This window comes from Pseudalkalibacillus sp. SCS-8, assembly GCF_040126055.1.
Lineage (GTDB): Bacteria > Bacillota > Bacilli > Bacillales > Fictibacillaceae > Pseudalkalibacillus > Pseudalkalibacillus nanhaiensis.
On the sequence record NZ_CP143541.1, the window covers coordinates 1,089,929 to 1,114,479 of the forward strand.

Annotated in this window: 32 protein-coding genes; 27 read left to right on the plus strand and 5 right to left on the minus strand. The window is 46.4% G+C overall.

What is annotated here, in order from left to right:
• Position 1 precedes the first annotated feature (1 nt).
• The 15 genes from V1497_RS05615 (at position 2) to V1497_RS05685 (ending at position 11,639) form a co-directional block, all read left to right on the plus strand.
• On the plus strand, positions 2 to 343 hold the full coding sequence (locus tag V1497_RS05615; protein WP_349409994.1) for a BMC domain-containing protein: 342 nt from the start codon (positions 2 to 4) through the stop codon (positions 341 to 343).
• A 31-nt stretch (positions 344 to 374) separates the two neighbouring features.
• Entirely contained in the window at positions 375 to 893 is a 519-nt protein-coding gene (locus tag V1497_RS05620; protein WP_349409995.1) for a EutP/PduV family microcompartment system protein, read from the plus strand.
• 158 nt (positions 894 to 1,051) lie between these two features.
• On the plus strand, positions 1,052 to 2,479 hold the full coding sequence (locus tag V1497_RS05625) for an ethanolamine ammonia-lyase reactivating factor EutA (RefSeq protein WP_349409996.1): 1,428 nt from the start codon (positions 1,052 to 1,054) through the stop codon (positions 2,477 to 2,479).
• Positions 2,480 to 2,497: 18 nt separating this feature from the next.
• A complete protein-coding gene (locus tag V1497_RS05630) occupies positions 2,498 to 3,862 on the plus strand; it encodes an ethanolamine ammonia-lyase subunit EutB (protein WP_349409997.1) in 1,365 nt (454 codons plus the stop codon).
• A gap of 11 nt (positions 3,863 to 3,873) precedes the next feature.
• Positions 3,874 to 4,866: an ethanolamine ammonia-lyase subunit EutC gene (gene eutC / locus V1497_RS05635; RefSeq protein ID WP_349409998.1), complete on the plus strand. Its 993-nt coding sequence runs from the start codon at positions 3,874 to 3,876 to the stop codon at positions 4,864 to 4,866.
• Positions 4,867 to 4,877: 11 nt separating this feature from the next.
• Positions 4,878 to 5,531, plus strand: coding sequence for an ethanolamine utilization microcompartment protein EutL (gene eutL / locus V1497_RS05640; RefSeq protein ID WP_349409999.1), 654 nt, complete (start codon positions 4,878 to 4,880; stop codon positions 5,529 to 5,531).
• A 25-nt stretch (positions 5,532 to 5,556) separates the two neighbouring features.
• Positions 5,557 to 7,083, plus strand: coding sequence for an aldehyde dehydrogenase family protein (locus V1497_RS05645; protein WP_349410000.1), 1,527 nt, complete (start codon positions 5,557 to 5,559; stop codon positions 7,081 to 7,083).
• Positions 7,084 to 7,108: 25 nt separating this feature from the next.
• Complete coding sequence (locus V1497_RS05650; protein ID WP_349410001.1) at positions 7,109 to 7,402, plus strand: BMC domain-containing protein; 294 nt, start codon at positions 7,109 to 7,111, stop codon at positions 7,400 to 7,402.
• 56 nt (positions 7,403 to 7,458) lie between these two features.
• A complete protein-coding gene (pduL, locus tag V1497_RS05655; protein ID WP_349410002.1) occupies positions 7,459 to 8,115 on the plus strand; it encodes a phosphate propanoyltransferase in 657 nt (218 codons plus the stop codon).
• The gene (locus V1497_RS05660) at positions 8,108 to 8,752 is read left to right on the plus strand and encodes a hypothetical protein (protein ID WP_349410003.1); all 645 of its coding nucleotides are present in this window, start codon (positions 8,108 to 8,110) and stop codon (positions 8,750 to 8,752) included. Before pduL ends, V1497_RS05660 begins: the two co-directional genes overlap by 8 nt.
• Before the next feature lie 12 nt (positions 8,753 to 8,764).
• Positions 8,765 to 9,037 (plus strand): EutN/CcmL family microcompartment protein, encoded by a 273-nt coding sequence (locus V1497_RS05665; protein WP_349410004.1) that lies wholly within the window; start codon positions 8,765 to 8,767, stop codon positions 9,035 to 9,037.
• Positions 9,030 to 9,464, plus strand: a complete 435-nt coding sequence (locus tag V1497_RS05670) for a BMC domain-containing protein (protein WP_349410005.1) — start codon at positions 9,030 to 9,032, stop codon at positions 9,462 to 9,464. The genes V1497_RS05665 and V1497_RS05670 overlap by 8 nt, the downstream gene beginning before the upstream one ends.
• Before the next feature lie 42 nt (positions 9,465 to 9,506).
• Positions 9,507 to 10,442, plus strand: coding sequence for a malate dehydrogenase (mdh, locus tag V1497_RS05675; RefSeq protein ID WP_349410006.1), 936 nt, complete (start codon positions 9,507 to 9,509; stop codon positions 10,440 to 10,442).
• Between the two features lie 106 nt (positions 10,443 to 10,548).
• Positions 10,549 to 11,040 (plus strand): hypothetical protein, encoded by a 492-nt coding sequence (locus tag V1497_RS05680; protein WP_349410007.1) that lies wholly within the window; start codon positions 10,549 to 10,551, stop codon positions 11,038 to 11,040.
• A gap of 35 nt (positions 11,041 to 11,075) precedes the next feature.
• The gene (locus V1497_RS05685) at positions 11,076 to 11,639 is read left to right on the plus strand and encodes a hypothetical protein (protein ID WP_349410008.1); all 564 of its coding nucleotides are present in this window, start codon (positions 11,076 to 11,078) and stop codon (positions 11,637 to 11,639) included.
• On the opposite strand, the gene V1497_RS05690 is transcribed toward V1497_RS05685, so the two are convergent.
• Complete coding sequence (locus V1497_RS05690; protein ID WP_349410009.1) at positions 11,619 to 11,783, minus strand: hypothetical protein; 165 nt, start codon at positions 11,781 to 11,783, stop codon at positions 11,619 to 11,621. The two genes, V1497_RS05685 and V1497_RS05690, sit on opposite strands and share 21 nt — an antisense overlap.
• A gap of 116 nt (positions 11,784 to 11,899) precedes the next feature.
• On the opposite strand from V1497_RS05690, the gene fabI reads away from it, so the two are divergent.
• Together fabI and V1497_RS05700 are read left to right on the plus strand one after the other, a co-directional pair.
• Positions 11,900 to 12,679 carry an enoyl-ACP reductase FabI gene (gene fabI / locus V1497_RS05695; protein ID WP_349410010.1) on the plus strand — a complete coding sequence of 260 codons (780 nt, stop codon included), beginning with the start codon at positions 11,900 to 11,902 and terminating at the stop codon, positions 12,677 to 12,679.
• A gap of 172 nt (positions 12,680 to 12,851) precedes the next feature.
• Complete coding sequence (locus V1497_RS05700; protein WP_349410011.1) at positions 12,852 to 13,103, plus strand: DUF4190 domain-containing protein; 252 nt, start codon at positions 12,852 to 12,854, stop codon at positions 13,101 to 13,103.
• Positions 13,104 to 13,138: 35 nt separating this feature from the next.
• Here the strand turns inward: V1497_RS05700 and V1497_RS05705 are convergent, their stop codons facing one another.
• Together V1497_RS05705 and V1497_RS05710 are read right to left on the minus strand one after the other, a co-directional pair.
• Positions 13,139 to 14,203, minus strand: coding sequence for a P1 family peptidase (locus V1497_RS05705; protein ID WP_349410012.1), 1,065 nt, complete (start codon positions 14,201 to 14,203; stop codon positions 13,139 to 13,141).
• A 109-nt stretch (positions 14,204 to 14,312) separates the two neighbouring features.
• Positions 14,313 to 14,615 (minus strand): hypothetical protein, encoded by a 303-nt coding sequence (locus V1497_RS05710; RefSeq protein WP_349410013.1) that lies wholly within the window; start codon positions 14,613 to 14,615, stop codon positions 14,313 to 14,315.
• A 157-nt stretch (positions 14,616 to 14,772) separates the two neighbouring features.
• On the opposite strand from V1497_RS05710, the gene V1497_RS05715 reads away from it, so the two are divergent.
• Together V1497_RS05715 and V1497_RS05720 are read left to right on the plus strand one after the other, a co-directional pair.
• Positions 14,773 to 15,294 carry a YhcN/YlaJ family sporulation lipoprotein gene (locus V1497_RS05715; RefSeq protein ID WP_349410014.1) on the plus strand — a complete coding sequence of 174 codons (522 nt, stop codon included), beginning with the start codon at positions 14,773 to 14,775 and terminating at the stop codon, positions 15,292 to 15,294.
• Between the two features lie 177 nt (positions 15,295 to 15,471).
• Positions 15,472 to 16,296: an MBL fold metallo-hydrolase gene (locus tag V1497_RS05720; RefSeq protein WP_349410015.1), complete on the plus strand. Its 825-nt coding sequence runs from the start codon at positions 15,472 to 15,474 to the stop codon at positions 16,294 to 16,296.
• A gap of 35 nt (positions 16,297 to 16,331) precedes the next feature.
• On the opposite strand, the gene V1497_RS05725 is transcribed toward V1497_RS05720, so the two are convergent.
• On the minus strand, positions 16,332 to 17,900 hold the full coding sequence (locus V1497_RS05725) for an alkaline phosphatase family protein (protein WP_349410016.1): 1,569 nt from the start codon (positions 17,898 to 17,900) through the stop codon (positions 16,332 to 16,334).
• Positions 17,901 to 18,055: 155 nt separating this feature from the next.
• Between V1497_RS05725 and V1497_RS05730 the strand changes: the two genes are divergently transcribed.
• The 5 genes from V1497_RS05730 (at position 18,056) to V1497_RS05750 (ending at position 21,412) form a co-directional block, all read left to right on the plus strand.
• Positions 18,056 to 18,451: a hypothetical protein gene (locus V1497_RS05730; RefSeq protein WP_349410017.1), complete on the plus strand. Its 396-nt coding sequence runs from the start codon at positions 18,056 to 18,058 to the stop codon at positions 18,449 to 18,451.
• A 149-nt stretch (positions 18,452 to 18,600) separates the two neighbouring features.
• Entirely contained in the window at positions 18,601 to 19,047 is a 447-nt protein-coding gene (locus V1497_RS05735; protein WP_349410018.1) for a FixH family protein, read from the plus strand.
• Between the two features lie 108 nt (positions 19,048 to 19,155).
• Positions 19,156 to 19,731 (plus strand): SCO family protein, encoded by a 576-nt coding sequence (locus tag V1497_RS05740; protein WP_414703630.1) that lies wholly within the window; start codon positions 19,156 to 19,158, stop codon positions 19,729 to 19,731.
• Positions 19,732 to 19,762: 31 nt separating this feature from the next.
• Positions 19,763 to 20,680, plus strand: coding sequence for a cytochrome c oxidase assembly factor CtaG (gene ctaG, locus V1497_RS05745; protein WP_349410020.1), 918 nt, complete (start codon positions 19,763 to 19,765; stop codon positions 20,678 to 20,680).
• A gap of 213 nt (positions 20,681 to 20,893) precedes the next feature.
• Complete coding sequence (locus tag V1497_RS05750; protein ID WP_349410021.1) at positions 20,894 to 21,412, plus strand: N-acetyltransferase; 519 nt, start codon at positions 20,894 to 20,896, stop codon at positions 21,410 to 21,412.
• A 40-nt stretch (positions 21,413 to 21,452) separates the two neighbouring features.
• Here the strand turns inward: V1497_RS05750 and V1497_RS05755 are convergent, their stop codons facing one another.
• A complete protein-coding gene (locus V1497_RS05755) occupies positions 21,453 to 22,484 on the minus strand; it encodes a hypothetical protein (RefSeq protein ID WP_349410022.1) in 1,032 nt (343 codons plus the stop codon).
• Between the two features lie 154 nt (positions 22,485 to 22,638).
• On the opposite strand from V1497_RS05755, the gene V1497_RS05760 reads away from it, so the two are divergent.
• The 3 genes from V1497_RS05760 (at position 22,639) to V1497_RS05770 (ending at position 24,538) form a co-directional block, all read left to right on the plus strand.
• Entirely contained in the window at positions 22,639 to 23,487 is an 849-nt protein-coding gene (locus V1497_RS05760; protein ID WP_349410023.1) for a DUF1206 domain-containing protein, read from the plus strand.
• Between the two features lie 130 nt (positions 23,488 to 23,617).
• Positions 23,618 to 24,028: a hypothetical protein gene (locus tag V1497_RS05765; RefSeq protein WP_349410024.1), complete on the plus strand. Its 411-nt coding sequence runs from the start codon at positions 23,618 to 23,620 to the stop codon at positions 24,026 to 24,028.
• Between the two features lie 12 nt (positions 24,029 to 24,040).
• Positions 24,041 to 24,538, plus strand: a complete 498-nt coding sequence (locus tag V1497_RS05770) for a hypothetical protein (RefSeq protein ID WP_349410025.1) — start codon at positions 24,041 to 24,043, stop codon at positions 24,536 to 24,538.
• Positions 24,539 to 24,551 lie beyond the last annotated feature (13 nt).

Consider the following 24,551-nt stretch of genomic DNA (forward strand, 5'->3'; position numbering starts at 1 on the left):
CATGAATGAAGAAAAGAAGCGGTTCATCCAGGAGTTTGTCCCGGGAAAACAGATTACATTGAGCCACCTGATTGCCAACCCGGATGCGGATATGTTTGAAAAGCTTGGGATCGAAGAGTCGGGTGCGCTCGGTATCCTCACATTGACACCGAGTGAAACAGCAATCATCGCAGGGGATTATGCAACGAAGGCAGCTCATGTAAGCATCGGATTTTTGGACCGTTTTACCGGAAGTCTTGTGTTATTGGGGAGTGTTTCAGAGGTCGACATGGCCATGCAAGAGGTCAACCGTTTCCTATCTGAAACGCTCGGCTACACCCCTAGTCAAATTACGAAATCCTAGTTGACCACTTGATGGAAGGAGTGTCATTGGTATGAAGAAAAAGAAAAACCGCGGAATGCTCCTTGGGTCGATTGGAGCTGGGAAGTCGACGTTGACGAAAGCGCTGCTTGGCGAAGAAAAACAGGCGGTGAAAACCCAGGCGCTCGTCTATAATGACTGGATCGTGGATACACCAGGTGAATACACGGAAAACCCGATGTATTACAAGAACATCATGGCCACATCACTTGAAGTGACGCATGTGTTGTTCATTCAGGATGCAACGAAGAAAAAGACGATCTTTCCACCAGGGTTCAGCACGGGACTGAACAAGCTGCCGATCGGCGTCGTAACGAAGGCGGACTCTGAAAAAGCTGACGTAGAACGAGCCGTCAAGCAGCTTCGGAAGGTGATTCCGAAAGGACCGATCGTCATCACGTCGGCTCAAAATGGAGAAGGGCTTGCGTACATCCGTGACCTTGTCGGCTTCAACAAGCTGGAGGAAATGGAAGCATACGCCAAAGACCAAGCGTCAGATGAGCTCCTCTTCAATGAAACCCTTTACAAATAGGGGATTTTCCGTTACGATTTGAGTAGACGTAATAAAAAGAATAGTCAGGCAAAGGCGCCTTGTACATCTATCCTAAGCGGATAGATCGTATGAGGTGCCTTTTTTCGTTATTGAGAGTACGAAAACAAACATTTGAAACGGAAAAGGAGGCGATTGGGATGAGCCATGGGAAGACGGAGGAGATCATGAGTGCGGGCATTGATATCGGTACGAGTACGACGAAGCTCGTCATCAGCAGATTCACGCTCCGTAATACCGCTGGGAGCACCCATATGCCTCGTATTGAAATAACAGATACAGAAGTTATTCATCAAAGTCCGATATTCCGTACGCCACTGAAATCGGGAAACGAAATCGACATGGATGCAGTTGAACGGCTCGTTCTCGACCAATACAGGGAAGCGAATGTTCAGGTCGATGACATCCAGACAGGAGCGGTCATCATTACGGGCGAAACAGCGACGAAGACGAACGCTGAAGAAATGATCAATCACCTGTCTGACCATGCTGGAGAGTTCCTCGTCGCGACGGCAGGCCCGGACCTTGAAAGCATCATTGCCTCAAGAGGTTCAGGCGCACATGCGCGTTCGAAAAGGACGAATAAGGTGATTGCAAACATCGATATCGGTGGTGGAACAGCGAACGTCGCGGTCCATAAATATGGCAAATTGCTCGGAACGTGTACTCTCCATATCGGTGGAAAACTGATTGAATTCAAGGATGGAAAGATCTCATATATGGCGCCAGCGGTGAAAAAGATAGCCGATCGCCAAGGTGTCGACCTTGAATTGGAAGCACCAATGAATGAAGCAGCGCTAAAGGTAATCACCGATTATATGGCAAAAACGATCGCGAACATGCTGAAGCGCGACATCGCACCATACGAGCCCCTGCTTCTCGGTCATCAACCGGGCTGGGAGGAGGACATCGACATCATCATGTTCTCGGGAGGCGTATCTGAATGCATCTATCACCCGGAGAACTGTGACAAAACCGATATGTACGATGACATCGGCGTTCTTCTTGCCGAGTCCTTAAAAGAATCAAAGGACCTTGCGTCCTGGGAATGGGCAGAGCCCGATGAAACCGTCCGTGCGACGGTACTCGGTGCAGGGACTCAATCGACAGAAATCAGCGGTGCGACCATCCAGGTCGATGATCAAACGCTTCCGATCAAGAACCTGCCCGTCTATCGTGTTTCCTTTGAGGGTGATCTTCACGCCATTTTGGAAACGCTCTCACAGCAGGTAGCGGATGGAATCGACATTTACGACCCGAAGCATGAGGGGCAGAATTTCGCACTTTACTTGACGGAGCTGCCGCTTTTAGGATTCAAAGATATGCAAAAGTTGGCGCAAGCCCTTTTGGAAGCGGTTCAACAGAAACCGAAACAGCAGCCGCTCTTCGTCGTGCTGGAGCGGGATCTGGCAAAGTCACTCGGACAGACGCTGAGGACGATTAATCCGGATCAACAGGCGGTATGCATCGATCAGATCAATATCGAACATGGGGATTACCTCGATATCGGCAACATTCTTCAGTCAGGAGTCGTACCGGTCGTCATCAAGACCCTGACGTTCCACTAACGGAAAGGAGGCAGACAGATGAAACTATCTACAACGCATTTAGGAAATACATATCAGTTCTCCTCGTTGAAAAGTCTTTTTGCGAAAGCGAATGAAGAAAAATCAGGAGACAGACTTGCTGGGATTGCAGCGGAAAGTGTCCAGGAACGAATCGCCGCAAAGGAAATCCTCAGTGAACTGACACTGGGAGAGATCCGCAACAATCCACTGCTTTCACCAGAGGAAGATGAAGTATCACGAATCATTGAATCGCAAATCAATGAAAGAATTTATACTTCCATCAAAAATTGGTCGGTTGCGGAGCTGAGAGAATACATCCTTGCCAGTGAAACGACGGGGGAGGACCTGAAGCGGATCAGTCGCGGGTTGACGAGTGAAATGATAGCCGCCGTTGCGAAGCTCATGTCCAATCTCGACCTTGTCCACGCGGCGAACAAGCTGGAAGTGCTGACGAAATGCAACATCCCAATTGGGCAAAAGGGTGTGCTTTCCTCGCGGCTGCAACCGAACCACCCGACAGATAATGTCGATGGGATGATCGCTTCCTTGAAGGAAGGTTTATCCTACGGAATCGGGGATGCGGTCATCGGAATCAATCCAGTCGAGGAGTCGGTTGAAAGTGTGAAGAGACTTCTTCATGCGACTCATGATTTCATCAAGGAATGGAAGATCCCGACTCAAAATTGCGTGCTCGCTCACGTGACCGCTCAAATGAAAGCGATCAAGCAAGGGGCACCTGCGGATATGATTTTCCAAAGTATCGCAGGTACAGAAACGGCGAACCGTTCCTTCGGCATCGATGCGAAGCTCCTGGAGGAGGCAAATGAACTTGCGAAGGTCCAGGGTACCGGAACTGGACCTCAGAGGCTGTACTTCGAGACAGGCCAAGGGTCAGAGCTTTCGGCTGAAGCGCATCATGATATCGATCAGATGACACTTGAAGCGAGAAACTACGGTTTTGCCCGGTACTATGATCCGTTCATCGTCAACACGGTCGTCGGGTTCATCGGACCTGAATACTTGTACAACAACAAGCAGGTCATCCGTGCAGGACTCGAGGATCATTTCATGGGCAAGATGCACCTCATCCCGATGGGCGTGGACATCTGTTACACGAACCATACGAAAGCGGACCAGAATGATATAGAAGACCTTGGTGTCCTCTTGACGACAGCTGGGGTGAACTTCATCATCGCGACACCGATGGGGGATGACTGTATGTTGAACTATCAGTCGATGAGCTACCATGACGTCGCGACACTCCGAGAAACATTCAATAAACGTCCATCCCCGCCATTCGAGGCATGGCTTGAAAACATGGGCATTTTAGAAAACGGGAAACTGACGCGGTTAGCAGGTGACCCGACAATCTTTACCCGATAGGAGGTGCCGATATGGATTCACAAATGATTGAAAAAGTGACGAAGCTCGTCCTTTCGAAAATGCAGGAGCAACAAACTGCAGCGACAACGGAAACCGAAGAAGTGAAGATCTGGAACCATACGACGTCCAAACCGGATATCCGCCAGATCGAAACGGTCTCCTCACATAAGGAAGTGGAAGGGAAGGCGAAGTTCTCCTCCTTTCCGACTGATCAAAGAAAACCCGCTAAAAAGAAGCCGGTAACGTCACACATTCAGACGAAACAGGTGAAGGAAAAAAAGCCTGACACAGAAGAAGTCTCAAGGGACTTAAAGGAGCTGCAAAGCAAGACACCAGCCCGGATCGGTGTCGGACGTGCCGGCGTCAGACCGAAAACGAATACATGGTTGAATTTCCGATATGATCACGCAGCTGCAGTCGATGCGGTATATGGCGAAGTCGACAACAGCTTGCTAAAGGCACTTGATCTTTTTAAGGTGAACACGAAAGTGACCGACAAAGAAACCTATATCCGCCGTCCGGATTACGGTAGAAGGCTGTCGGATGAAGCGAAGAAAGAGATCAAGGAAAAATGCCAGCATGCCCCGCAGGTTCAGGTCATCGTCTCAGACGGGCTCAGCTCGAAAGCGATCGATGAAAACCTCGAGGATGTCTATCTCTCGTTGATGCAATCGTTGAAAAGCTTGGGGCTTGAAGTCGGAACACCGTTTTTCATTGAAAAAGGTAGGGTCGCTGTCATGGATGATGTCGGTGAACAGCTGCAGCCGGAAGTGGCGGTCCTCCTCGTCGGGGAAAGACCAGGTCTTGTAAGTGCTGAATCGCTCAGTGCGTACCTTTGCTACAAACCGAACCTCGAGACGATCGAGTCGGAGCGAATGGTAATCTCCAATATCCACTCTGGCGGAATTCCACCGATCGAGGCAGGAGCGTATCTCGGAACTGTTATTGAAAAAATCCTGAAATATGAAGCGAGCGGCGTTGCACTTGTGAATAAGGAAGCTTAGGAGGGAAACAGATGAGGTTAGAGCCGATTTATGCTGAAATACTCGCCAGTCGTATCATACCGAATGTTGATCCGATGCTTGCCAAACAGCTAAACATCAAAGAAAGCCACCGGAGCCTTGCGATGTTCACGATCGATATGGACGATGTTGGAACGACAGCGCTTGACGAAGCAACGAAGCGTGCTGATGTTGAGGTCGCTTATGCGCAAAGCTTTTACGCTGGTGCGAACCATGCATCCGGTCCTTTGTCAGGGGAGTTCATCGGAATCTTATCGGGACCGAGTCCTGATGAGGTGATAAGTGGTTTACGGGCTGTCGAACAGGTCGTCGAAAGTGAAGCCTACTTTGAAGCGATCAACCCTGAAAAGACACACAGCTTATATGCGCATGTCGTTTCGCGGACAGGAACGTTTTTATCAAAGGAAGCAGGGATTGAGCCTGGCGAAGCACTCGCCTATCTCATCGCACCACCGTTGGAAGCGGCTTACGCGCTTGATGCAGCGATTAAAGCCTCGGATGTGGAACTAGCCGCCTTTTATGGCCCACCGACCGAAACAAACTTCGGCGGAGGATTGTTGACAGGCTCACAGTCATCTTGTCAGGCTGCTGCAGACGCTTTCCGTGAAGCTGTACTGGAAGTGGCAAAAGCGCCAACACGATACTGAGTCCATATGAAAGGAGAGTGTACAGATGGAATACGATCGTGACCTGCAATCGATCCAAGAGATGCGAGATGCAGTCCAACGAGCAAAAGAAGCACAACAGAAATTCGAATCGTTCACACAAGAGCAGGTCGACCATATCGTTGAAAAAGTCGCTGATGCAGCTTATAAAGCGTCAGAACGACTCGCTGAAATGGCGGTTGCTGAAACCGGCATGGGTGTGGTCGAGCATAAAGTGATCAAAAACCAGGTCGGTTCGAGAGATGTTTACGAATCGATCAAGGATGAAAAGACTGTCGGAGCGATTGGTGAAGACAAACAGTTGAAGGTGACCGAATACGCCTCTCCATTCGGTGTTGTCGCTGCGATCATCCCGACGACAAACCCGACATCGACGGCATTCTTTAAAACGTTGATCGCATTGAAGTCCCGTAACGGGATCGTTGTCAGCCCGCATCCTTCAGCGGTCGAGTGTACCGTTGAAGCATTGAAGGTGTGTAACGAAGCCGCGAAGGAGGCGGGCGCACCGGATGGCATCATCGGCTGGATCTCAAAGCCATCGATGCCGGCAACAACCGAACTGATGAAGCACCGAGACGTCAACTTGATCCTGGCGACGGGTGGAGGCGGACTTGTAAAAGCTGCCTACAGCTCAGGGAAGCCAGCCTATGGCGTCGGACCTGGGAACGTGCCGGTCTATCTCGAGAAATCATGTAACGTCAAGAAAGCATGCCAAATGCTCATCGACAGCAAGACGTTCGATAACGGAACGATTTGTGCGACCGAGCAGGCAATCGTCGTTGATCAGAATATTAAAGAGATGACGATTCGGGAATTGAAGAATAATGGTGCGTACTTCCTTAATGAAGAAGAGAAGAGGAAGATGGAAAAGGTCATCTCTCCGACAAAAGGGAAGTTGAATCCGAAGATCGTTGGAAGACCGGCTGTGAAAATCGCTGAGATGGCTGGAATTGATGTCCCTGGTGACACGAGGGTATTGATTGCTGAAGAAGATCAGATCGGAAAAGAGATCCCGTTCTCGATTGAAAAGCTTTCCCCGCTCTTCCCCCTTTACACCGTCAAAGGGGAAGAGGAAGCGAAGCAGACGTGTCTAGCGCTATTGAATCTAGGCGGGAGAGGTCATACGTTATCGTTACACACTTCCGACCAACGCATCGCAGACATGTTCGGTAAGGAAATGCCGGTTTCTCGTCTCGTCGTGAACACACTTTCCAGTATCGGAGCAGTCGGCGGAACGACTGGATTGAAGCCATCACTCACGCTTGGGTGTGGTTCGTTCGGTGGCAACATTACATCGGACAACATTACGGCCCGCCATCTGTTGAACATCAAGCGGTTGGCATACGGGATTAAAGAAGTGAGCATCCCGAAACCGTCCAAACGGGTTTTACCAGAACGATCTGAGTCATCAACAAAACAATCGAATGACTTGGAAAAAATCGTCGAGCAAGTTTTGAAAAACGTGGATACGAGGAAGGTCGATGCGAAAGCGGTATCTTCCATTGTAGATAAAGTAGTAAAACAATACCAATAACAAAAAATCTGAGGAGGAATTTTAAATGGCACTTAACGGAGCATTAGGAATGATCGAGACAAAAGGTTTGGTAGCATCAGTAGAGGCAGCAGACGCAATGGTGAAGGCAGCGAACGTCAATCTTGTTGGAAAAGTACATGTTGGTGGCGGTATCGTTACGATTCTTGTAAGCGGTGATGTAGGTGCAGTTAAGGCAGCGACTGAATCTGGAAGTGCAGCAGCACAACGTGTCGGCGAGCTTCTTTCTGTACACGTTATCCCACGTCCACACAACGAATTGGACAGCATCCTTCCAAAAGTCGAAGCGCTCCAATCGTAAGCCCACTTGCCGAACGTTATCAGCAGTTTTGATAAACGGAAAGTGAGGTCACAGAGATGGATCGACAGAGTTTAGATCAGATCGTAAATGAAGTCATTGCACAACTGAATAAAAATGACGTGACAGAAGGAATTCCGATTGGTGTTTCCGCACGTCATTGCCATTTGGATCAAGAGGCATTGGAAACGTTATTCGGACCAGGCTATGAACTGACGAAAAAAGCGGACTTGTCCCAACCCGGGCAGTTCGCTGCCAATGAAACGATAACAATCGTCGGTCCGAAAGGGAGCATTGAGAAGGTCCGGATCCTCGGTCCATTACGGAAGGCGTCCCAGGTCGAAGTGAGCCAGACAGATGGGTTCAAGCTCGGTCTGAAGCCGCCGATCCGGGAGTCCGGGAATATCTACGGTTCTTCTCCTGTCACATTGGTCGGGCCTAAGGGCAGCATCTATTTGAAAGAAGGATTGATCATCGCTCAGGCACACATCCATATGGCAGAAGAAGATGCTGAAGCGTATAACGTCCAAGACGGAGAGTTCGTGAAGGTTCGCATTGAACACGAAGCACGTCCAATTCAGTTTGAGAAGGTACTGATCCGGGTTTCATCACGGTACAAGCTTGAAATGCACATCGATACGGATGAAGCAAATGCCTGCGCGGTGAGATCTGGAGCGAAAGGCAAATTACTGAAGGCAGGACAAGCCGATGCTTGATAAACAGCTTATTGAACAAATTGTCCTGGAGGTGCTTGACCGGAACGGATTTCGAAGTGGGGATGGGAAACCATCCTTGCTCGTCGTTTCGGCGACTGACTCAGAGGATGACGTGCATGAAATGTTGAACGAGCATTGGCATACCATTTGTTTCCAGCCAACGGAAGAGATTCCTGCCGGTGTGAAGGATGCCGTTTTTGTCGAGGTTGGACAAGACCTACTCGTAAAGGGAGCGATCGGCCTCACGGATACAGAGGAGAGTGCACTTTTTTCAAAATTGATGCTCGCTGAAGTCGATGTCCGTTTTGTACTGTCACAGGAGCTCGAATGGATGCTGACAGGTTCGAAAGAGCACGTGAGTCCATATGCAAGGATGCTTTATGAGCATTATGAAAAGCTCCAATCCTTTGGCGTATCTTTTACAAATGAAACAAGTACGATTAAGCCTGAGGTCCATTCAACACAAACGAATGGCGGAAAGCACGGTCCCTATTTTGATGAAAAATTACTAACACAGACCATGCTTGAGAAATGGAATGAACATGAAATCCATATATCCGATCAGACAATCGTTACTCCTTTAGCGAGAGATACGGCAAGAGAACGAAATATAGAAATCATAACAATAGAGTCATGAGGAGGGCGGTCCATGATATTAGGTGAAGTAGTCGGCAATGTTTGGGCGACGAGAAAGGAAGACGGTCTTACAGGCTTGAAATTCCTCGTTGTTCAACCAGACGCTTCTGATCAAGCCAAGCTTGTCGCTGTCGACCGGATCGGAGCAGGTGTAGGCGACAAAGTGATGGTGACGAGAGGAAGCTCATCTTCAAATGTGGAGGACCACCATCCATTACCGATTGATGCGATCATTATCGGGATCGTAGACGCCGTAGAGGTAGAAAGAGGTGAAGGAAATGGCTAAAGCATTAGGCATGATTGAAACGAGAGGCCTTATTGGATCGATTGAAGCAGCAGACGTTATGGTGAAGGTCGCCAACGTCAGACTCGTCAACCAGGAAAAGGTCGATGCTGCATTGGTTACCGTATTCGTAGAAGGTGACGTCAGTGCTGTCCAGGCAGCGGTCGAAGCCGGCAAGGAAGCAGCGGACCGTGTTGGAGAGCTTGTCGCCCACTATGTCATCCCTCATCCGGATGAAGCGACGCGTGAAGTATTGACGAAGAAGGAAGAAAAGATAGAGGAGCCGAAGTCCGCTAAAACGGAACCGGAGAAACCGAAAGCGAAGTCATCCGGCCGAGGTAAATCAGCGGGAGCGAAAAAGACTACTGAAGAACCGAAGGCGAAGGAAGAGACAAAGCAAGAGGAAAAAGAAACAAGCAAGACGACATAAAGCTTTCATACTGACTAAACACTTGGGAATGGAGGTTACATCATGGCATTCAAACGAAGAAAAATCGCAGTTGTCGGTGCTGGATTCACAGGCACGACTACAGCCCTCATGATTGCGCAAAAAGAACTCGGCGATGTCGTCTTAGTGGACATTCCTTCCATGGAGAACCCGACGAAGGGGAAAGCGTTGGACATGTTGGAAGCGAGCCCGGTACAAGGATTCGATTCCAACATTACAGGGACATCTGATTACAGGGATATCGAGGGTGCCGACCTTGTCGTCATCACAGCAGGTATTCCACGTAAACCAGGTATGAGCCGTGATGATCTCGTTGCCACGAACGGGAAGATCATGGAGGACGTTTCGAAGAACATCGTCCGTTATGCACCGGACAGCTACATCCTTGTCCTAAGTAATCCAGTTGATGCGATGACGTACGTTTGCTATAAGACGACCGGCTTCCCGAAGAACCGGGTCATCGGTCAGTCAGGTGTCCTGGATACAGCTCGATTCAATACGTTCGTTGCCCAAGAGCTCGGCGTATCAGTCGAGGATGTTTCCGGATTCGTACTTGGAGGTCACGGCGACAGCATGGTACCGCTTGTTCGTTATTCCTATGCGGGTGGCATACCACTTGAAAAGCTGTTACCACAAGACAAAATCGATGCGATCGTTGAACGTACCCGTAAAGGCGGCGGTGAGATCGTCAACCTGCTCGGTCAAGGAAGTGCGTATTATGCACCAGCAGCATCCATCGTTCAGATGGTCGAAGCGATCGTGAAGGATAAGAAGCGAATCCTGCCATCTATCGCGTACCTTGAAGGTGAATACGGCTATGAAGATATCTACCTTGGCGTACCGACTGTGCTTGGTGGGAACGGCATCGAAAGCGTCATTGAGCTACCATTGACGGAAGAAGAAAAAGAAGCACTCGACCGCTCAGCGGAAACCGTTAAACAAGTCCTTACAATTGTATAAAAAAGAGTGACGTAAAGCTTGAGGTAATGGATCCTCAAGCTTTTTTGTGTTTAATGATGAAACTTTCTTTTCGGTTAACCCGTAAGTAAATTAGGGAGTGAAGAGCATGAAACGTTTTTTCGTTTTATTTTCTGTTATGATTGTAGGACTGATCGCATGCACGAATGAGAATCAAAAGGACGAAGCAATTGATAAAGACGATGTAAAAGCATTCATAAAGGAATATAAAGGAGTACAATATACCATTGATGCTAAAGAGATCCCTGACGATTCTGAGCTAGCGGAACGATTCAAAGGGTATCTTTCGGAAGATGTTTATAAAAAACTCAGGGCGAACAGGTTCTATGGAAGGATTCTTCCGGTTGTTGAGAAGACAGGAAAAAACGTAGGCTTGGAAACGGTCTATCTTGAAAAAACAGGTGAGGATGAAGATGGAGCAGAAAAGTATGCGTATACGTTAGAGATAAAGTTTTACGATGAAAAGAACACCGATTATGTTAAGAGAAAAGGTCAACTGACCATCGCTCGAAAAGGTGGAGAATTCATCATTACACGCGATTGGGAAGCTGAGGCGAGATATGAAGGTGTACCTTTTTAATCTTAAAACGTAATAGAAAGAAACGAGGAATGGAAATGGAAAATGAACGTTTGATTGACTTGCGGAGGACGCAGTTTCTCATTTTGAATGCATCTGTGATTGTTGTGTTTTCAGCGGTGATCGTTGCGATCGCTTTAGACGTTACGTTGGCCGAATTCACTTTTGTTGTCGCCATCCTTACATTGATACAGAGTGCTCTTTATTTTGTTAAAGGTAAATCGTTCAGCGAGGTTTTTTCGAAAAAAATGAACGAGTTGATGACGTATGAAAAGGAACGAATGGGTGCTGAATGGAGGAAGCAGAGAAGGACAAATGCCATCATGCAGTTGTTTCTTGGGGCTGTATTCCTATCCAATTCCATCTTCCTCTATGATGATGAAATGTATGCGGATGTCGCGAATCTGTTCCCGTATATGTTCTATTTCTTGCTGGGGTTGATGGTGCTCATCAATGTGACAACGTTTGTCCACAACCGAAAAGTTGACCGAAATAAAATCAAGAAAGGCTATACATTGAGGACGTTCCTGCTCAGCTTGATTGTTGGTCTCGTCATCGTTTCCATCGTTAACTTTGTCGTCTTAACGACAATCCTGGATTAATTTTTTAATGATCCGAAGATAAGACTGTTCGTTATGGAGCCATTTTTCCCGATCGCGCTCAAATTCTTTCACAGCCGTACCAATTTTATATGGCTCTTTCAATTCTAGTAGAACATGTTTGGCTTTTTCATGAACAGTTTTCATTTCAGATCACTCCTTTCAATTATTATACACTTTTTTACATATTGCTGTTGAGCGGTTTGTGCTATAATAGGCGTTGACAACAGGTGCTATAAGCAGGTAATAAATTGGAGGTCATCATGGAAGATTTGTTGAAGCTGAAAGGTAAGAATATTGTCATCATGGGTGTAGCAAATAAGCGTAGCCTTGCGTGGGGAGTAGCGAAGTCCCTCTACCAGGCAGGAGCGAACTTGATCTTTACATATCGGAAGGAACGTTCACTTAAAAAGCTGGAAGAGCTTTTAACAGAGCATGACTTTGAAGCGAAGCTGTCGATCCAATGTGACGTGAATGAAGACGAAAGCATTCAAGCAGCATTTTCAAAAATCGGTGAAACAGTGGGAACCATCCACGGGGTCTGCCATTCTATCGCATTTGCGCATTCTGATGACCTGAAAGGAAAGTTCATTGAAACAAGTCGAAGCGGTTATGCGTTTGCGCAGGATACGAGTGCTTATTCGTTAGTTGCCGTCGCAAGAGCAGCGAGCCCTTATATGACTGAAGGCGGCTCGATTGTTGCAATGAGTTATCTCGGTGCAGAGCGAGTTGTCGACGGTTATAACGTGATGGGCGTCGCGAAAGCATCTCTTGAAGCGACAGTCCGCTATCTCGCTTCTGATCTAGGGAAGCAGAACATCCGCGTTAATGCGATCTCAGCTGGGGCAGTCCGTACGTTAGCAGCTAAAGGGGTTCCGTCCTTCAATGAAATTCTTCATAAAATTGAAGAAACCGCTCCTCTCCGCAGAAATGTCACTCAGGAAGAAGTGGGAGACATGACGCTCGCGATTTTGAGTAACCTTTCAAGAGGAGTGACTGGCGAAATCGTCTACGTCGATTCCGGATACAACATCATGGGATAAAAAGGTTAAAAGACAGCAAGTAATTCATCAGTGATTACTTGCTTTTTATATGGAGGCGTTTTTCATCAGGGTGATGAAAGACTTTTGGGGTGAATATAAAGGGATTTTTAATCTTCATAATAAACGCAAACAACTTATATACCTCTAAATATGGGGATAAAGGGGGAAGAAGATGGATACGAACAGCAATGCGATTATTGGTTTGGTTTTAAGTATTCTTTCGTTTACGGTTCCGATGTTCGGCATCATACTTGGCATTATCGGTATCATCGTATCAAAAAGAGGCATGAATCAAATAGAGGAAACCGGTCAAGGTGGTAGAGGGATCGCGAAAGCTGGATTCGTACTGAGCATCATTAGCGTGATCTTGCAAGTACTCGCACTGTTATTCATGTTTACAGTCGGTTTTTTCTGGATGTGGTAGTGGAAGAGCCTGAAATTCAGGCTCTTTTTTCAATTTCAAACCAGCTCAATATCAAATTCCTCAATCAAGTCCTTAAAAGCGGGTCGTTCATTTCCGTCGCGTCCTGTAACATGTTCAGCGGTTGCAAGGACGTTCAAGACAGCTTCCTCGGTCGCTTCACCTACTGCTCGAAACGCAGAATCCATATCTTCCTCGTGAATCGTCTGGACGGTTAGGGGAGATGCAGGCTTTTCATGTGGAATTCGCGTGGCAGTGGAAAAACCAATCACCACATCACCGCTTCCATTCGAGACAATCGATCCTGTTCTTGCAAGTCCTGTCACCGTCCTTTTGAGAATGCGGTTCAATTGTCGTTCAGAAACAGGAAGATCCGTCGCGACAACGATCATGATTGATCCTTTATCTTTTTCATCTTCATGATTGCTTAACCGTTCAACGAGCGTTCGGCCAACTTTTTTACTGTTAATGGTCAGATCCGCAAGGTTACCGAAGTTCGCTACGACAAGGACGCCGATCGTATATGTCCCATGCTCAAGCTCCATCACCCTTGATGCAGTGCCAAACCCGCCCTTCAATCCATAACAAAGCATCCCCCGACCACTACCGACCGATCCTTCTTTAACGTCCACAGTAGTGTTCCGAAGCGCCTCTATGACATGCTCTTTCTGAACCGCACGCTTGCGTATATCATTTAAAAACATGTCATTGCATTCACCGACAATCGGATTCACGGTCCCTGTCGTCCTTCCGATTTCCGGGTTTTGATCCAGCATTTCTTCTATTAATGCTTCTGCTGCTGTCCCTACACTTAACGTGTTGGTCAAAACGATTGGAGTTTCAATCGTGCCAAGTTCATTTAACTGAATAGTGCCCATCGTTTTTCCGAATCCGTTAATGACGTGGGAGGAGGCGATGACTTTTTCCTGAAAAAGATTTCCCTGATGAGGGAGGACGGCTGTCACCCCGGTCTGGACATCACCATCACTCAACGTGACATGTCCGACAGTAACTCCTTCCACATCCGTGATCATATTTCGTGGTCCTGTTCCCATTTCTCCAACTTGTACATGATAATCCCTGATTCTTTTTTGCTTCAGCATAATGCCCTCCGGTGTATGTAACGTTCTCTCTCTTTAGTATACGGGATAAGCAGCTTGAAACCCTTTCAAATAAAAAAAGAGCCCACCTAAAAAGGCAGGCTCCGAAAAGCTATTGCTTTTGCGTATTGGACATTGCACTCATTGCAGTATTAGCAATACCGGAAGCGTTATTCGTTCCGGTCATTCCAGACGTGCTTGTCCCTGTACCGCCCATAGCTCCAGTAGTACCCGTAGCATGAGTAGTTCCAGCAGTTCCTGCAGAACCAGTATTGCCAAGTAACTGGCTCAGTCCTGGGACCATCATAGCCAAGTTTTGCAGGTTCATGTTTTTCCCTCTCATCATATTGGAAGCGGCTGCACCGATTCCGATACCTGTGATCAGAGGAAGCCACATACTTTGTCTTTGACGCATGGAAGACACCTCCAGCCTAAAATGCTCTATTGGAAGAGCATTTATATTGTCCGTTACTGTAAGCAACTCCATACGATGAATGAATTTCCATTAACAATGTATAAAATACCCAACAAAATCTAATCCTAAATCCGACTAAATCTAAGGAGGATTTCTCATGGGAGTCAAATGGAGTCACAAAGCAAAATTCTTGTTACTATCAGGTGTACTTTGTACGTCACTCGTTGCATGTAACAATAACGATGACATGGACAATGGTAATGGTGACGGTGCTGAAACACAGAATATCAATGAAAACGGCGGTCTTATCAATGATGAGGATAACAACGGTGTAAATGGAAATAACCGTTTCGAAATCGCTGATAAAGCTGCAGAAAAAATCGCGAATTTACCAGAAGTTGAAGATGCAAACGTATTTGTTACAGATGAAAACGCGTATGTCGCAGCTGAGCTTAAGATGAACACGAAGGGTGAAATCACGCGTGACCTTGAGCGCAAAATTTCGCAACAAGTGAAGGCGACTGACCCTGACATCGATAACGTATACGTCTCGACAAACCCTGATTTCTTCAATCGCACAGGGGATTATGCCGACCGCGTCGAGCAAGGTGAACCGATTGAAGGCATGTTCGAAGAATTCAACGAAATGGCAAGACGCATATTCCCGAACGCTCGTTAATTCATAAGGAAAAACGCTTAAATGGTTGACTGGATAAAAAATCTGGTCAACCTTTTCCATTTCCATCTACTCCCAAAGTCGTAGTAAGGTTCATCCAGCTGGCGGTTTTCTCTTTTCAGAATAATGCGATATCATAGAGAAGCAGTTACAGAAAAGAGACAGGGGAGAGAAGCGGCTATGACGAAATTCGTATGTACGACTTGTGGTGTTCAGTATCCGGAAAGGGAGATGGAGCCGGAAAGCTGTCCGATTTGTGAGGAAGAACGACAGTACGTGAATCCGAATGGGCAGGAATGGACGACATTGAACGCCATGCGTGAGAGTGGAACGTATTCGAACGAAATTGTAAATGAGGAAAACAACTTATATAGCATCAAAACGACGCCGCAATTCGGGATCGGACAGACGGCGTATCTTATACAAGAGGACGGCTATAACGTCCTATGGGATTGTATTACATACTTGGATCAGAAGACGATCGATCAAATCAATGAGCTCGGAGGAATCGATGTCATTGCACTTTCCCATCCACATTATTATTCCGCGATTGCCGATTGGGCCGAGGCGTTCGATGCCCCGATCTATATCCATGGGGATGACGAGCAATGGGTGATGGAGCCGACAGAGAGGATTCAATTCTGGTCCGGAGAAAAGCTTGAGCTTGATAAGGGCGTTACCCTGAACCGACTTGGCGGCCATTTTTCAGGTGGGGCCGTTTTGCACTGGCCGAACGGGAATGATGGAAAAGGTCTCTTACTGACGGGAGACATCATCCAGGTTGTTGCCGATCAAAATTGGGTAAGCTTCATGTACAGCTACCCGAACCTCATTCCGCTGCCGGCGGATAAAGTTGCAGACATCGCAAGCCGTGTAGAGCCTTTAGCATTCAATCGAATTTATAATGCCTTTCATAAAATTGTACGTGAAAACGCGAACGAAGCAGTCCAACGCTCTGCCAGACGTTACATCGATGCTCTTGAAGGTAAGCATTTTACAACATAAGTACAAGGAAAAAGAGGCTGACCTGAATCAGCCTCTTATTTTGTCAGTTGTAGAAACCAGTCTTTCAGATCAACGTGACGGTTTGTAGCAGGACGTTCATCTGTCCCTACGACGATCATCGGGGCGAGGGAATCCTCCCAATACAGGGAGCCGTGACTTGCTCCACCGGCATGTGTCGGTGAATGCTTCGTCGCGAATTCATAGCCTGGCTTTGCATCCACGATGAGAAATCGTCCTTCCTGGGAGTGGAGAGCGCCGTACAATCGGGAAAGCGCATCCGGGTAATCGCCGCTTTTTATCTTTTGGTCTCCGTTGATAAAAAGGTCAAGGACTGTCGGGTCTCCTTCCATTTTCCACGATACACCGTATTCATCTTCAAGGTCTCCACCTTTACTGTAGCGGAGTCTTGTTTGACCCGATTGCACATGGTTCACTTCGTCATCCTTCCAAGCGATCCATCCGATTCGCTCATCAGACTCTAATCTTGAAAGCACATCCTCATAAGCGAGATCGTCATCCAACAGATAGATGTATGCCATCCGTTCATTTAAAGCGAGGACAAGCTGATCTTCTTTGCTGATTTGACCTGTACCGACCTCGACAGTGAAATGTTCACTTAACGAAGGTAACTTGATCAGCGCGTTGTCGTGCTTTTCCTTCACAGGGGTTTGCCCGCTATCTCCCATAATGACCCACACCACCTTCTCCTTCGCTTCCTCCCACGAGTCGAAGCTGTCTAAAAGCTTTTGTAATTCCTTGTCGACCTTTTCAATTCCTTTCAAGTCGTTTGCTCCCTTTTGATGTACCGGTTTATCCAGATCGGGAAGATAGGCTAACGTAAATGAAGGCAATTTTCCTTTGTGAACGAGGTTTTTCAGTTCTTGGACGGTGAAAGCATCATTCATACCAAAGCTTTGCCATGCTTGAGCATTCTTTTTATTTATTGGATCGTAGTGTGAAAGACTGCCGAGGACAAAGAGATCCGGCGCTTCAACGACCAGCTCCTCCGGCAAAAAGTTGAACCTCGAAAGAGCGCGGGGGACAGCTAGTGGATGCTTGATATCTCCACGGTAGATCATCCCGTTGATGGAGGCCGATTGTCGTCCGGCTCTATGCAGTTCTTCATGGACCGTTTGGACATTCCGGCTCAAATGGTGATGGTTCATACGATATACACCGTCTTTTATAGCGTTTTTAAGCCCGAGTCGTACGAGTTCCCCTCTCGCGCTGCCGTAATTGATAATTCGATTATCTGCTTGATCATACCAAACCAGTCCGGGAAGTTTATGCTCGTCAGCATACGTGCCAGTCAGAATCGTACTGTCGATTGTAACGGACATGGTTGGATACGAGCTGATCATCTCCGGATAATACGTTCCTTTTTCCATGAAAAATTGAAGTGCAGGAGCTCTTCCGCTCTGGATCGCTTGTTTCAACGGCTTATCCATTAACGAATCCACGACCAATACGACGACAGGCTTGGCAGTCGTCTTTTGGGAAGGACGGTCGTTCATTTCCTTCGCGTCGGTTGTGAACCCGGACCAATATACAGCTATTAATAGAAGTAAAAGTACAATCAGGAAGGTCAGCATTTTCCGTTTCACCTAGAATCATCCCTTAGTGGAAATCTCTTGTTAGTATATGGGGACAAGTTCCATCTTAAACAGCCTGTTATGGGTGCTCGTGGATTTATTTCGCACAAGGGGAGACGGGGCATATGATGAGGATGAGGTTTGAATTACAGGAAAGGGTGTCAAGCATGTTCAAAAAGAAAAAGCAAAAGGATTCATGGGGAGGACCTTTTCAAATGGGGCCTGGGATGTACGAGATGGACGAATCGATGTCCTATCAAATGGAAGAATCCATGCCGTATCATATGGAAGGACCGATGTCCCACCACCATCATCATGAAATGTACCACGGAAGTCCGCACTATATGCAACATCACCATCATCCTGGCCATCACTTGAAGCACGAAACGTTGATGCAAGTGAAGAAGTGGGTCGATTATGGAATGAAGGAAGCGAAGCATACGTCCTATCATCATGCGATGACTGAAGTGGCGGCAATCAGCTACCTGCTTGGTAAAGGGTATCCACCTGGGATGGCGCATCAGATGGTCGAGTCCTGGGAAAAGAACGAGAAATTGTATTAATTCGTAGCGGTTAGAGGGGGTCACCAAAATACAGGGGATGTCCTCTTTTTTTGTCATGAAACCTTCACAGGCGAAGCCTTGTTCGTTTAAAGATTTTTTTATACGGTTAAGATGGTAACAATTTCATGAAAAAGAAAAGGAGTATACATATGACTAAAATGAAGGTATATCTGCCATTGTTGGCATTGATGTTGATCATGGCCGCATGTGGGAATCAAGGGGAGGATCACGACGGCAATGGAGACGAAAAGCATGGTGAACATGAAAGTAACGGCGATGACATGTCCATGGAGGCTTTGGAAGTGAAGGTTGAAGGTCCGCAAGAAGTCAATCAGGGTGAAAAGGTCACGTTCACCGCGAAAGTGACGCAAGGAGACGAAACGGTTGAGGATGCGGACGAAGTGATGTTCGAAATCTGGAAGGAAGGATCGAAGAACGGCAGCCAAATGGTGAAAGCCGAACATGATGGGGAAGGGATGTATTCCATTAAGACGTCATTTGATGCGGAAGGAAAATACGTCGTTCAGTCCCATGTGACAGCACGCAGCATGCACACAATGCCGAAAAAACAGGTAACGGTCACGAAATCCGAGTAAATTGTCATTGGTTTGTACCATTCTTCCCTTGAATAGAGCGCCTGCACAGGGATACAATGACAATAGTGGTGCTGGAGAGGAGACTTCGTTTTGAAAAAAATACTTTCTATGCTCAGTATCATGTCTGTCCTTTTGCTGCTGGCAGCTTGCGGACAAGGCTTAGAAAAACCGGATGATTATAACTTTGAAGTCCAATCGTTTGAGTATACGAACCAGAATGGGGAGTCTGTCAGTCTGAAGGATCTTGAAGGCAAGGTTTGGATTGCGAACTTCATTTTCACGAATTGTAATACGGTCTGCCCGCCGATGACGAACCATATGGCGAGCTTACAGAAAAACATAGAAGAAGCAGGTTTGGAGAATGTCCAGATCGTTTCTTTCAGTGTCGATCCTGAGGTCGATTCACCTGAAGCGTTGAAGGCGTTCGGTGAAAAGCATGGTGCTGATTTTTCGAATTGGCATTTCTTGACGGGCTATGATCAGTCAGAAATTGAAGCATTCGCAAAAGAAAGCTTCAAGACGATTGTTCAAAAGCCGAAGGACAATGACCAGGTGACACATGGAACGGCCTTTTACTTAGTTGATCAATCAGGAACGGTCCTGACCCGTTATGATGGGATAAACCGCTCGAACGAGGACGACGAAGAAGTCATTCAGGATATCAAAGCACTGCAGCAGGATTGACCTGCTGTCGTGCTGAAAAGAAGGTGTTAGAATGTGGGATCAAATCACAACTAATTTTAGTTTCAGTCAGCTATGGAGCCCGTTTTTCCTAGCTGGAACGCTGATTGTTATCTTCCTATATATCATGTACACAGGGCCGTGGCTTTCGAAGGTCAAGAATGCTGAGCCGGTCATCTGGAAAAAGAAGGTGTCGTTCATCGCAGGCGCGATCTTTTTCTATGTCGGTTTCGGCGGTCCGCTTTATCTCATCTCGCACTTGATGTTCAGTATCCACATGGTGCAGATGGCGGTTTGTTTCCTCCTTGTCCCGCCGTTACTCTTGTATGGGACACCAGGCTGGATGCTGAAGCCGCTAATGGAGCGTGGCGGGTTCCTTCGTCCGCTCGCGGTGTTGACGAAACCGCTCGTCGCATTAATCCTGTTCAACATGCTGTTTTCTTTTTACCATTTCCCTATCATATTTGACTATCTGATGGTCAATTACACGGAGCACATCTTGTTCCTGGTGGTTCTATTTGTATCATCGCTCATCATGTGGTGGCCGATGGTTTGCCCGATTCCAGAGTGGGATACGATGTTCGGTTTGAAGAAAGTCGCGTACATTTTCGGGAATGGCGTATTGCTGACCCCAGCCTGTGCGTTGATCATTTTTGCTGATTCCATGCTTTATGAAACATACACAAATCCTGCGACATGGTCCTATGCACTCGGATTGTGCTTGCAGCTCGGTGGACCGGTTTCACCAGAATTGTACAGTCAGTTCGTTCCGATGGCGCCGCTTGAGGATCAGAAGCTTGGCGGAATCATCATGAAGGTCATGCAGGAAATTATTTACGGCGCCGTACTCGGTTATGTATTCTTCCAATGGGTGCGCAAGGAACGCCTGAAGGACGACGAAGAGGTCAACCGACTGCTATCAGCGAGAGAACCGGCTACTCGATTGGAGTAGGGCGTTTTAGTTGAGCTACGCTGAGATGCGGCCAGTTAAGCTGAATACGGCAAATCGAGTTGAGATGCACAATTGTAGATAATCTCGAATTTTTGTAGATAATTTTTGATTTTTGTAGATAATTTCGAAAATCGCTTCAAAAATCAGCCAAGAGCAGGTATCTTCAGTGAAAATGGAGAACCTGCTCTTCTTTTTATAGGGAGGATGATGAGTTTGTACTCGATTCGGGCAGAAAAACCCCAGGATTATGCAAAAATCAAGCAAGTGAATGACCTTGCTTTCAATCAGGAAAACGAAGGGAAGCTGATTGAAGCGTTGCGTTCGTCCGATGCCTTCGTACAGGAGCTTTCACTCGTGGCAGAAACGGAAGATGAAGCAATCATCGGACACATTCTTTTCAGTAAAATCGTCATCAAAACGGAACAGGGGTACGTACCGAGCCTCGCTCTTGCACCTATGTCGGTCACTCCTGCCAAGCAAAATCAAGGAGTCGGATCTGCACTCGTTGAAGAGGGGTTGAAGCAAGCCGGAAAATTGGGCTTTAAATCGGTAATCGTCCTCGGCCATCCAGAGTATTATCCGAGATTCGGTTTCACACCCGCGAGCGAAAAGAGCATCAAACCTCCGTTCGACGTTCCGAAAGAAGTCTTTATGGCCCTCGAACTGAAGCCAGGTGCTCTATCCGGCGTGGAGGGTGTCGTCCAATATCCCGATGCTTTTATGAATGTATGAAAAAAGGAACTTCAATTATGAAGTTCCTTCCCATCTAATGTTATTCAAACGTCTCCTGGATGTAGCGTTGAACATCCTCACGACTATTGAGCTGGTCACTTGTGAATCCTTCTCTAGAGCGGCTGTGATCAATCAGTGTGACATAATATTTCGTATCGGATCCGACGATTTTATCAAGTCCTTCCATGATCCTGTATAAATCGTCCTCTAGATAAGGGTTATCAGCTGTGAGACCACCTTTCTCATATTTCACAAAAAATCGGTAATCCACACAATCCCCTTGTTCATCTACCCTTCCGCATAACAACCCGAGTTCCTCTGCATGATGGGCTCCTTCAAAGGAATATCGTTCATTTTCTAAACTGTCCAGTTCTTCCTCCAATTGGTAGACAAGCTCAAAACTTGCTAAGCTTTCAGGATGATTCTTCTTTATAAGAACAGCCAATTCTTTTGCGTTGTTTATATTTGGAGAATTGGGAAAGAAAATCGGCATCTGATCATTTTCTTCCTTATAGTCCATCAAAATGCGAAAATAATTTATATCCGCCCCCGTCGCCTTAATTATTTCCACCAGATTGAAATACTTTTCTTCCCAGCCATTCTTAAACTTTTCCACCCCGTAATTCCCTTTTTCTTTTAAATTCAAGTAATACTCGATTCTTCCATCATCTAGCTTATGATACGTTACATAACTGAAATCGGAATGCCTTTTAAATCCGAGATCATTCATTTCAGATAGAAACGGTTTGATTTTCTCATACTCTTTGTGAGCTTTCTGCCCCAAATCATAATCGTCACTAATGATCTCAAAACCGTCACCTCGAAAATCCCTTTCGATCGCAATTCCGAAAATGAGCTCAGGCTTACGTTCCGGGGAAACCATGTGATAGATGTATTGGTCATTTCCGTAATGTAAATCGTTAGGCTCCTCAAGGTCAACCTTGAAATCATATTTCTCTTCTGTATATGTACTTAGCTTGGATTCAACTTCAATAGTCTGCATTTTTTCATATCCCATCGGTACAAGTGTCATTACCATTGGAACAAGTAATGACATGAACTTCGCCTTCATAAAAACCCCCTGTACTAAATTGGTTTCGTTTTCCATTTTATTTCTTTTTATTGGGTCTGTAAACCTAGTATCTCGATCCTACAAAGTTTCTAACGATTCATTTGCGGGTATCTTTATGGCAATAGGTTACCGTCAATCGAAGGGAGACGTTTTTATGTTCGATACAGTCACAGCAAAAGCGAAAACAAATCAGAAAGCAAGGCAGGCACAAAACGATGTGAAACCATGGATCCGTTGGTTCGGGCGGTTCGGCTATTTTGCAAAAGGATCGGTGTACATACTTATCGGTCTCTTATCGATGATGGCCGCAGCAGGCGTTGGCGGGAAGACCGCTGACTCGAGTGGGGCTTTCTCATCAGTTGCTAGCAAACCATTCGGGGAAGTGCTGCTTTGGATCGTGGCGGTAGGTCTTGTCGGTTATGTTTGTTGGCGGATGATCCAGACTTTCTGGGATCCTGAAAACAAAGGAACGAGCATGAAAGGCATATTCACCCGCCTTGGCTATTTCATCAGTGGTGTCGTGTACGGAGGTTTGGCGTTAAAAGCATCTAAAATCGCCATGCACGCAGGGAGTTCCGGTGGCTCAAAGCAAACCTGGACTGCGAAACTGATGAGTCAGCCTTTCGGTGTGTGGATTATCGGGATCCTCGGCGCATCCATCATCTCATTTGGACTGAAACAAATGGTTAACGGCTATAAAGAAAAATTCGCAAAGAAATTCAAAACAAGCGAAATGAGTTCAAAAGAGTTGAGGATCGGTAAGAAAATCGGAAAGCTCGGATTGATTGCCAGGGGAATCACCTTTGCGATCATCGGATATTTCCTTATCCAGACAGCGCTCACCGCTGATTCAAACAAGGTTGTCGGCCTGGATGGTGCTCTTGCTAAAATTGCTCAGCAGCCGTTCGGACAAATCATGCTCGGAGCTGTCGCAATCGGCCTTTTCCTTTATGGGGTCTTCCAGCTACTGAAAGGGAAGAACCGCCACATGGGACTTTATTAAAATCGGAAGCATGCCACTCCATCTGGAGGGCATGCTTTTTGCTTTTAAATGTGTGTAAATATCTGCTAGTAGTTAACGAGTTGGATTCCAACTATAATTAAAGGAAGGTCTTAGTAATAAGGAGAACAAGATGAAGTGGTTTAAAAAGAAAAGTAATCAACAAGAAGAAGTTTTCAAACAAGCATATATTCAAGAGCCACCTGACTTCGTTATCAATGGTGAGTATGACCTTTATTGTATAGGGGCTAATGGAAAAAGCCTTAATCAAGTATATCAAGAAAAAATGTCGGAACGTATGCAAATAATGTTAGAGGACCCAGAACTGGTAAACAAAAATTCTAAACTGAAAGTTGAATTTTTTAATGATCCTCCACTAAAGATGACGCTTCAACAATGGGTGGGGGATGAGGTTATCAAGAGTTCTGAGGTTCACGATTATACATTCCAGTTGCCTGATGAAGCTGGGATTTACGCATATGATATTCTCATTGAGTGGGAAGAAGGTTATGAAAGTTTTGCTTTCGTTGTTAAGATAAGCTAGAGGAGGGATTGTTTGAACAGTGACCGGCTTTATAATGAATTTTTACGTGTGACGAAGAAATTGAACGATGATCTCGAGATTACGCCTATCCTATATGGGTCATTAGGACTCGAAAAAGTTACAGGATTAACATTTTCACCACAGGACATTGATATTCTGGTTCCGTTCAGATACATTAAGCCTGAGTGGACGACGTTAGAGAAGAAGATGGAAGAACTGGGTTACACCTTGGTGGATCTTCACGAGCATAAGTTTTTGAAAGAGCAATTTGAGATCGGTTTTTCGTTTGAAGAGGATCTTTGGCCATTTGCAGGTATAGATCCGGGACAATTAACCGAAAAAAATGATAGTGGGACTATATATCGGTTATTATCAGCAAATGACTACTTGAAGGTCTATAAAAGATCATCGGAAGATGGCTACCGAAGGACGAAAAATAATGCGAAAGACTTTGAAAAGATTCACGTATTGGAAAGCATAGTACTGCACAATCGTGAACGGATGCAATGAAAAGGGGATGGAA

What these genes read in the sequence shown, in the direction of transcription:
- V1497_RS05665 (WP_349410004.1), top strand. Translation starts at nt 8,765, where the DNA reads ATGATATTAGGTGAAGTAGTCGGCAATGTTTGGGCGACGAGAAAGGAA.
- fabI (WP_349410010.1), top strand. Translation starts at nt 11,900, where the DNA reads ATGGAAGATTTGTTGAAGCTGAAAGGTAAGAATATTGTCATCATGGGT.
- V1497_RS05710 (WP_349410013.1), bottom strand. Translation starts at nt 14,615, where the DNA reads ATGCGTCAAAGACAAAGTATGTGGCTTCCTCTGATCACAGGTATCGGA.
- V1497_RS05765 (WP_349410024.1), top strand. Translation starts at nt 23,618, where the DNA reads ATGAAGTGGTTTAAAAAGAAAAGTAATCAACAAGAAGAAGTTTTCAAA.
- V1497_RS05715 (WP_349410014.1), top strand. Translation starts at nt 14,773, where the DNA reads ATGGGAGTCAAATGGAGTCACAAAGCAAAATTCTTGTTACTATCAGGT.
- V1497_RS05760 (WP_349410023.1), top strand. Translation starts at nt 22,639, where the DNA reads ATGTTCGATACAGTCACAGCAAAAGCGAAAACAAATCAGAAAGCAAGG.
- pduL (WP_349410002.1), top strand. Translation starts at nt 7,459, where the DNA reads ATGGATCGACAGAGTTTAGATCAGATCGTAAATGAAGTCATTGCACAA.
- V1497_RS05720 (WP_349410015.1), top strand. Translation starts at nt 15,472, where the DNA reads ATGACGAAATTCGTATGTACGACTTGTGGTGTTCAGTATCCGGAAAGG.
- V1497_RS05685 (WP_349410008.1), top strand. Translation starts at nt 11,076, where the DNA reads ATGGAAAATGAACGTTTGATTGACTTGCGGAGGACGCAGTTTCTCATT.
- V1497_RS05735 (WP_349410018.1), top strand. Translation starts at nt 18,601, where the DNA reads ATGACTAAAATGAAGGTATATCTGCCATTGTTGGCATTGATGTTGATC.
- V1497_RS05650 (WP_349410001.1), top strand. Translation starts at nt 7,109, where the DNA reads ATGGCACTTAACGGAGCATTAGGAATGATCGAGACAAAAGGTTTGGTA.
- V1497_RS05755 (WP_349410022.1), bottom strand. Translation starts at nt 22,484, where the DNA reads ATGAAGGCGAAGTTCATGTCATTACTTGTTCCAATGGTAATGACACTT.
- V1497_RS05645 (WP_349410000.1), top strand. Translation starts at nt 5,557, where the DNA reads ATGGAATACGATCGTGACCTGCAATCGATCCAAGAGATGCGAGATGCA.
- V1497_RS05690 (WP_349410009.1), bottom strand. Translation starts at nt 11,783, where the DNA reads ATGAAAACTGTTCATGAAAAAGCCAAACATGTTCTACTAGAATTGAAA.
- V1497_RS05625 (WP_349409996.1), top strand. Translation starts at nt 1,052, where the DNA reads ATGAGCCATGGGAAGACGGAGGAGATCATGAGTGCGGGCATTGATATC.
- V1497_RS05740 (WP_414703630.1), top strand. Translation starts at nt 19,156, where the DNA reads ATGCTCAGTATCATGTCTGTCCTTTTGCTGCTGGCAGCTTGCGGACAA.
- ctaG (WP_349410020.1), top strand. Translation starts at nt 19,763, where the DNA reads ATGTGGGATCAAATCACAACTAATTTTAGTTTCAGTCAGCTATGGAGC.
- eutL (WP_349409999.1), top strand. Translation starts at nt 4,878, where the DNA reads ATGAGGTTAGAGCCGATTTATGCTGAAATACTCGCCAGTCGTATCATA.
- mdh (WP_349410006.1), top strand. Translation starts at nt 9,507, where the DNA reads ATGGCATTCAAACGAAGAAAAATCGCAGTTGTCGGTGCTGGATTCACA.
- V1497_RS05620 (WP_349409995.1), top strand. Translation starts at nt 375, where the DNA reads ATGAAGAAAAAGAAAAACCGCGGAATGCTCCTTGGGTCGATTGGAGCT.
- V1497_RS05680 (WP_349410007.1), top strand. Translation starts at nt 10,549, where the DNA reads ATGAAACGTTTTTTCGTTTTATTTTCTGTTATGATTGTAGGACTGATC.
- V1497_RS05615 (WP_349409994.1), top strand. Translation starts at nt 2, where the DNA reads ATGAATGAAGAAAAGAAGCGGTTCATCCAGGAGTTTGTCCCGGGAAAA.
- V1497_RS05705 (WP_349410012.1), bottom strand. Translation starts at nt 14,203, where the DNA reads ATGCTGAAGCAAAAAAGAATCAGGGATTATCATGTACAAGTTGGAGAA.
- eutC (WP_349409998.1), top strand. Translation starts at nt 3,874, where the DNA reads ATGGATTCACAAATGATTGAAAAAGTGACGAAGCTCGTCCTTTCGAAA.
- V1497_RS05700 (WP_349410011.1), top strand. Translation starts at nt 12,852, where the DNA reads ATGGATACGAACAGCAATGCGATTATTGGTTTGGTTTTAAGTATTCTT.
- V1497_RS05660 (WP_349410003.1), top strand. Translation starts at nt 8,108, where the DNA reads ATGCTTGATAAACAGCTTATTGAACAAATTGTCCTGGAGGTGCTTGAC.
- V1497_RS05730 (WP_349410017.1), top strand. Translation starts at nt 18,056, where the DNA reads ATGTTCAAAAAGAAAAAGCAAAAGGATTCATGGGGAGGACCTTTTCAA.
- V1497_RS05630 (WP_349409997.1), top strand. Translation starts at nt 2,498, where the DNA reads ATGAAACTATCTACAACGCATTTAGGAAATACATATCAGTTCTCCTCG.
- V1497_RS05670 (WP_349410005.1), top strand. Translation starts at nt 9,030, where the DNA reads ATGGCTAAAGCATTAGGCATGATTGAAACGAGAGGCCTTATTGGATCG.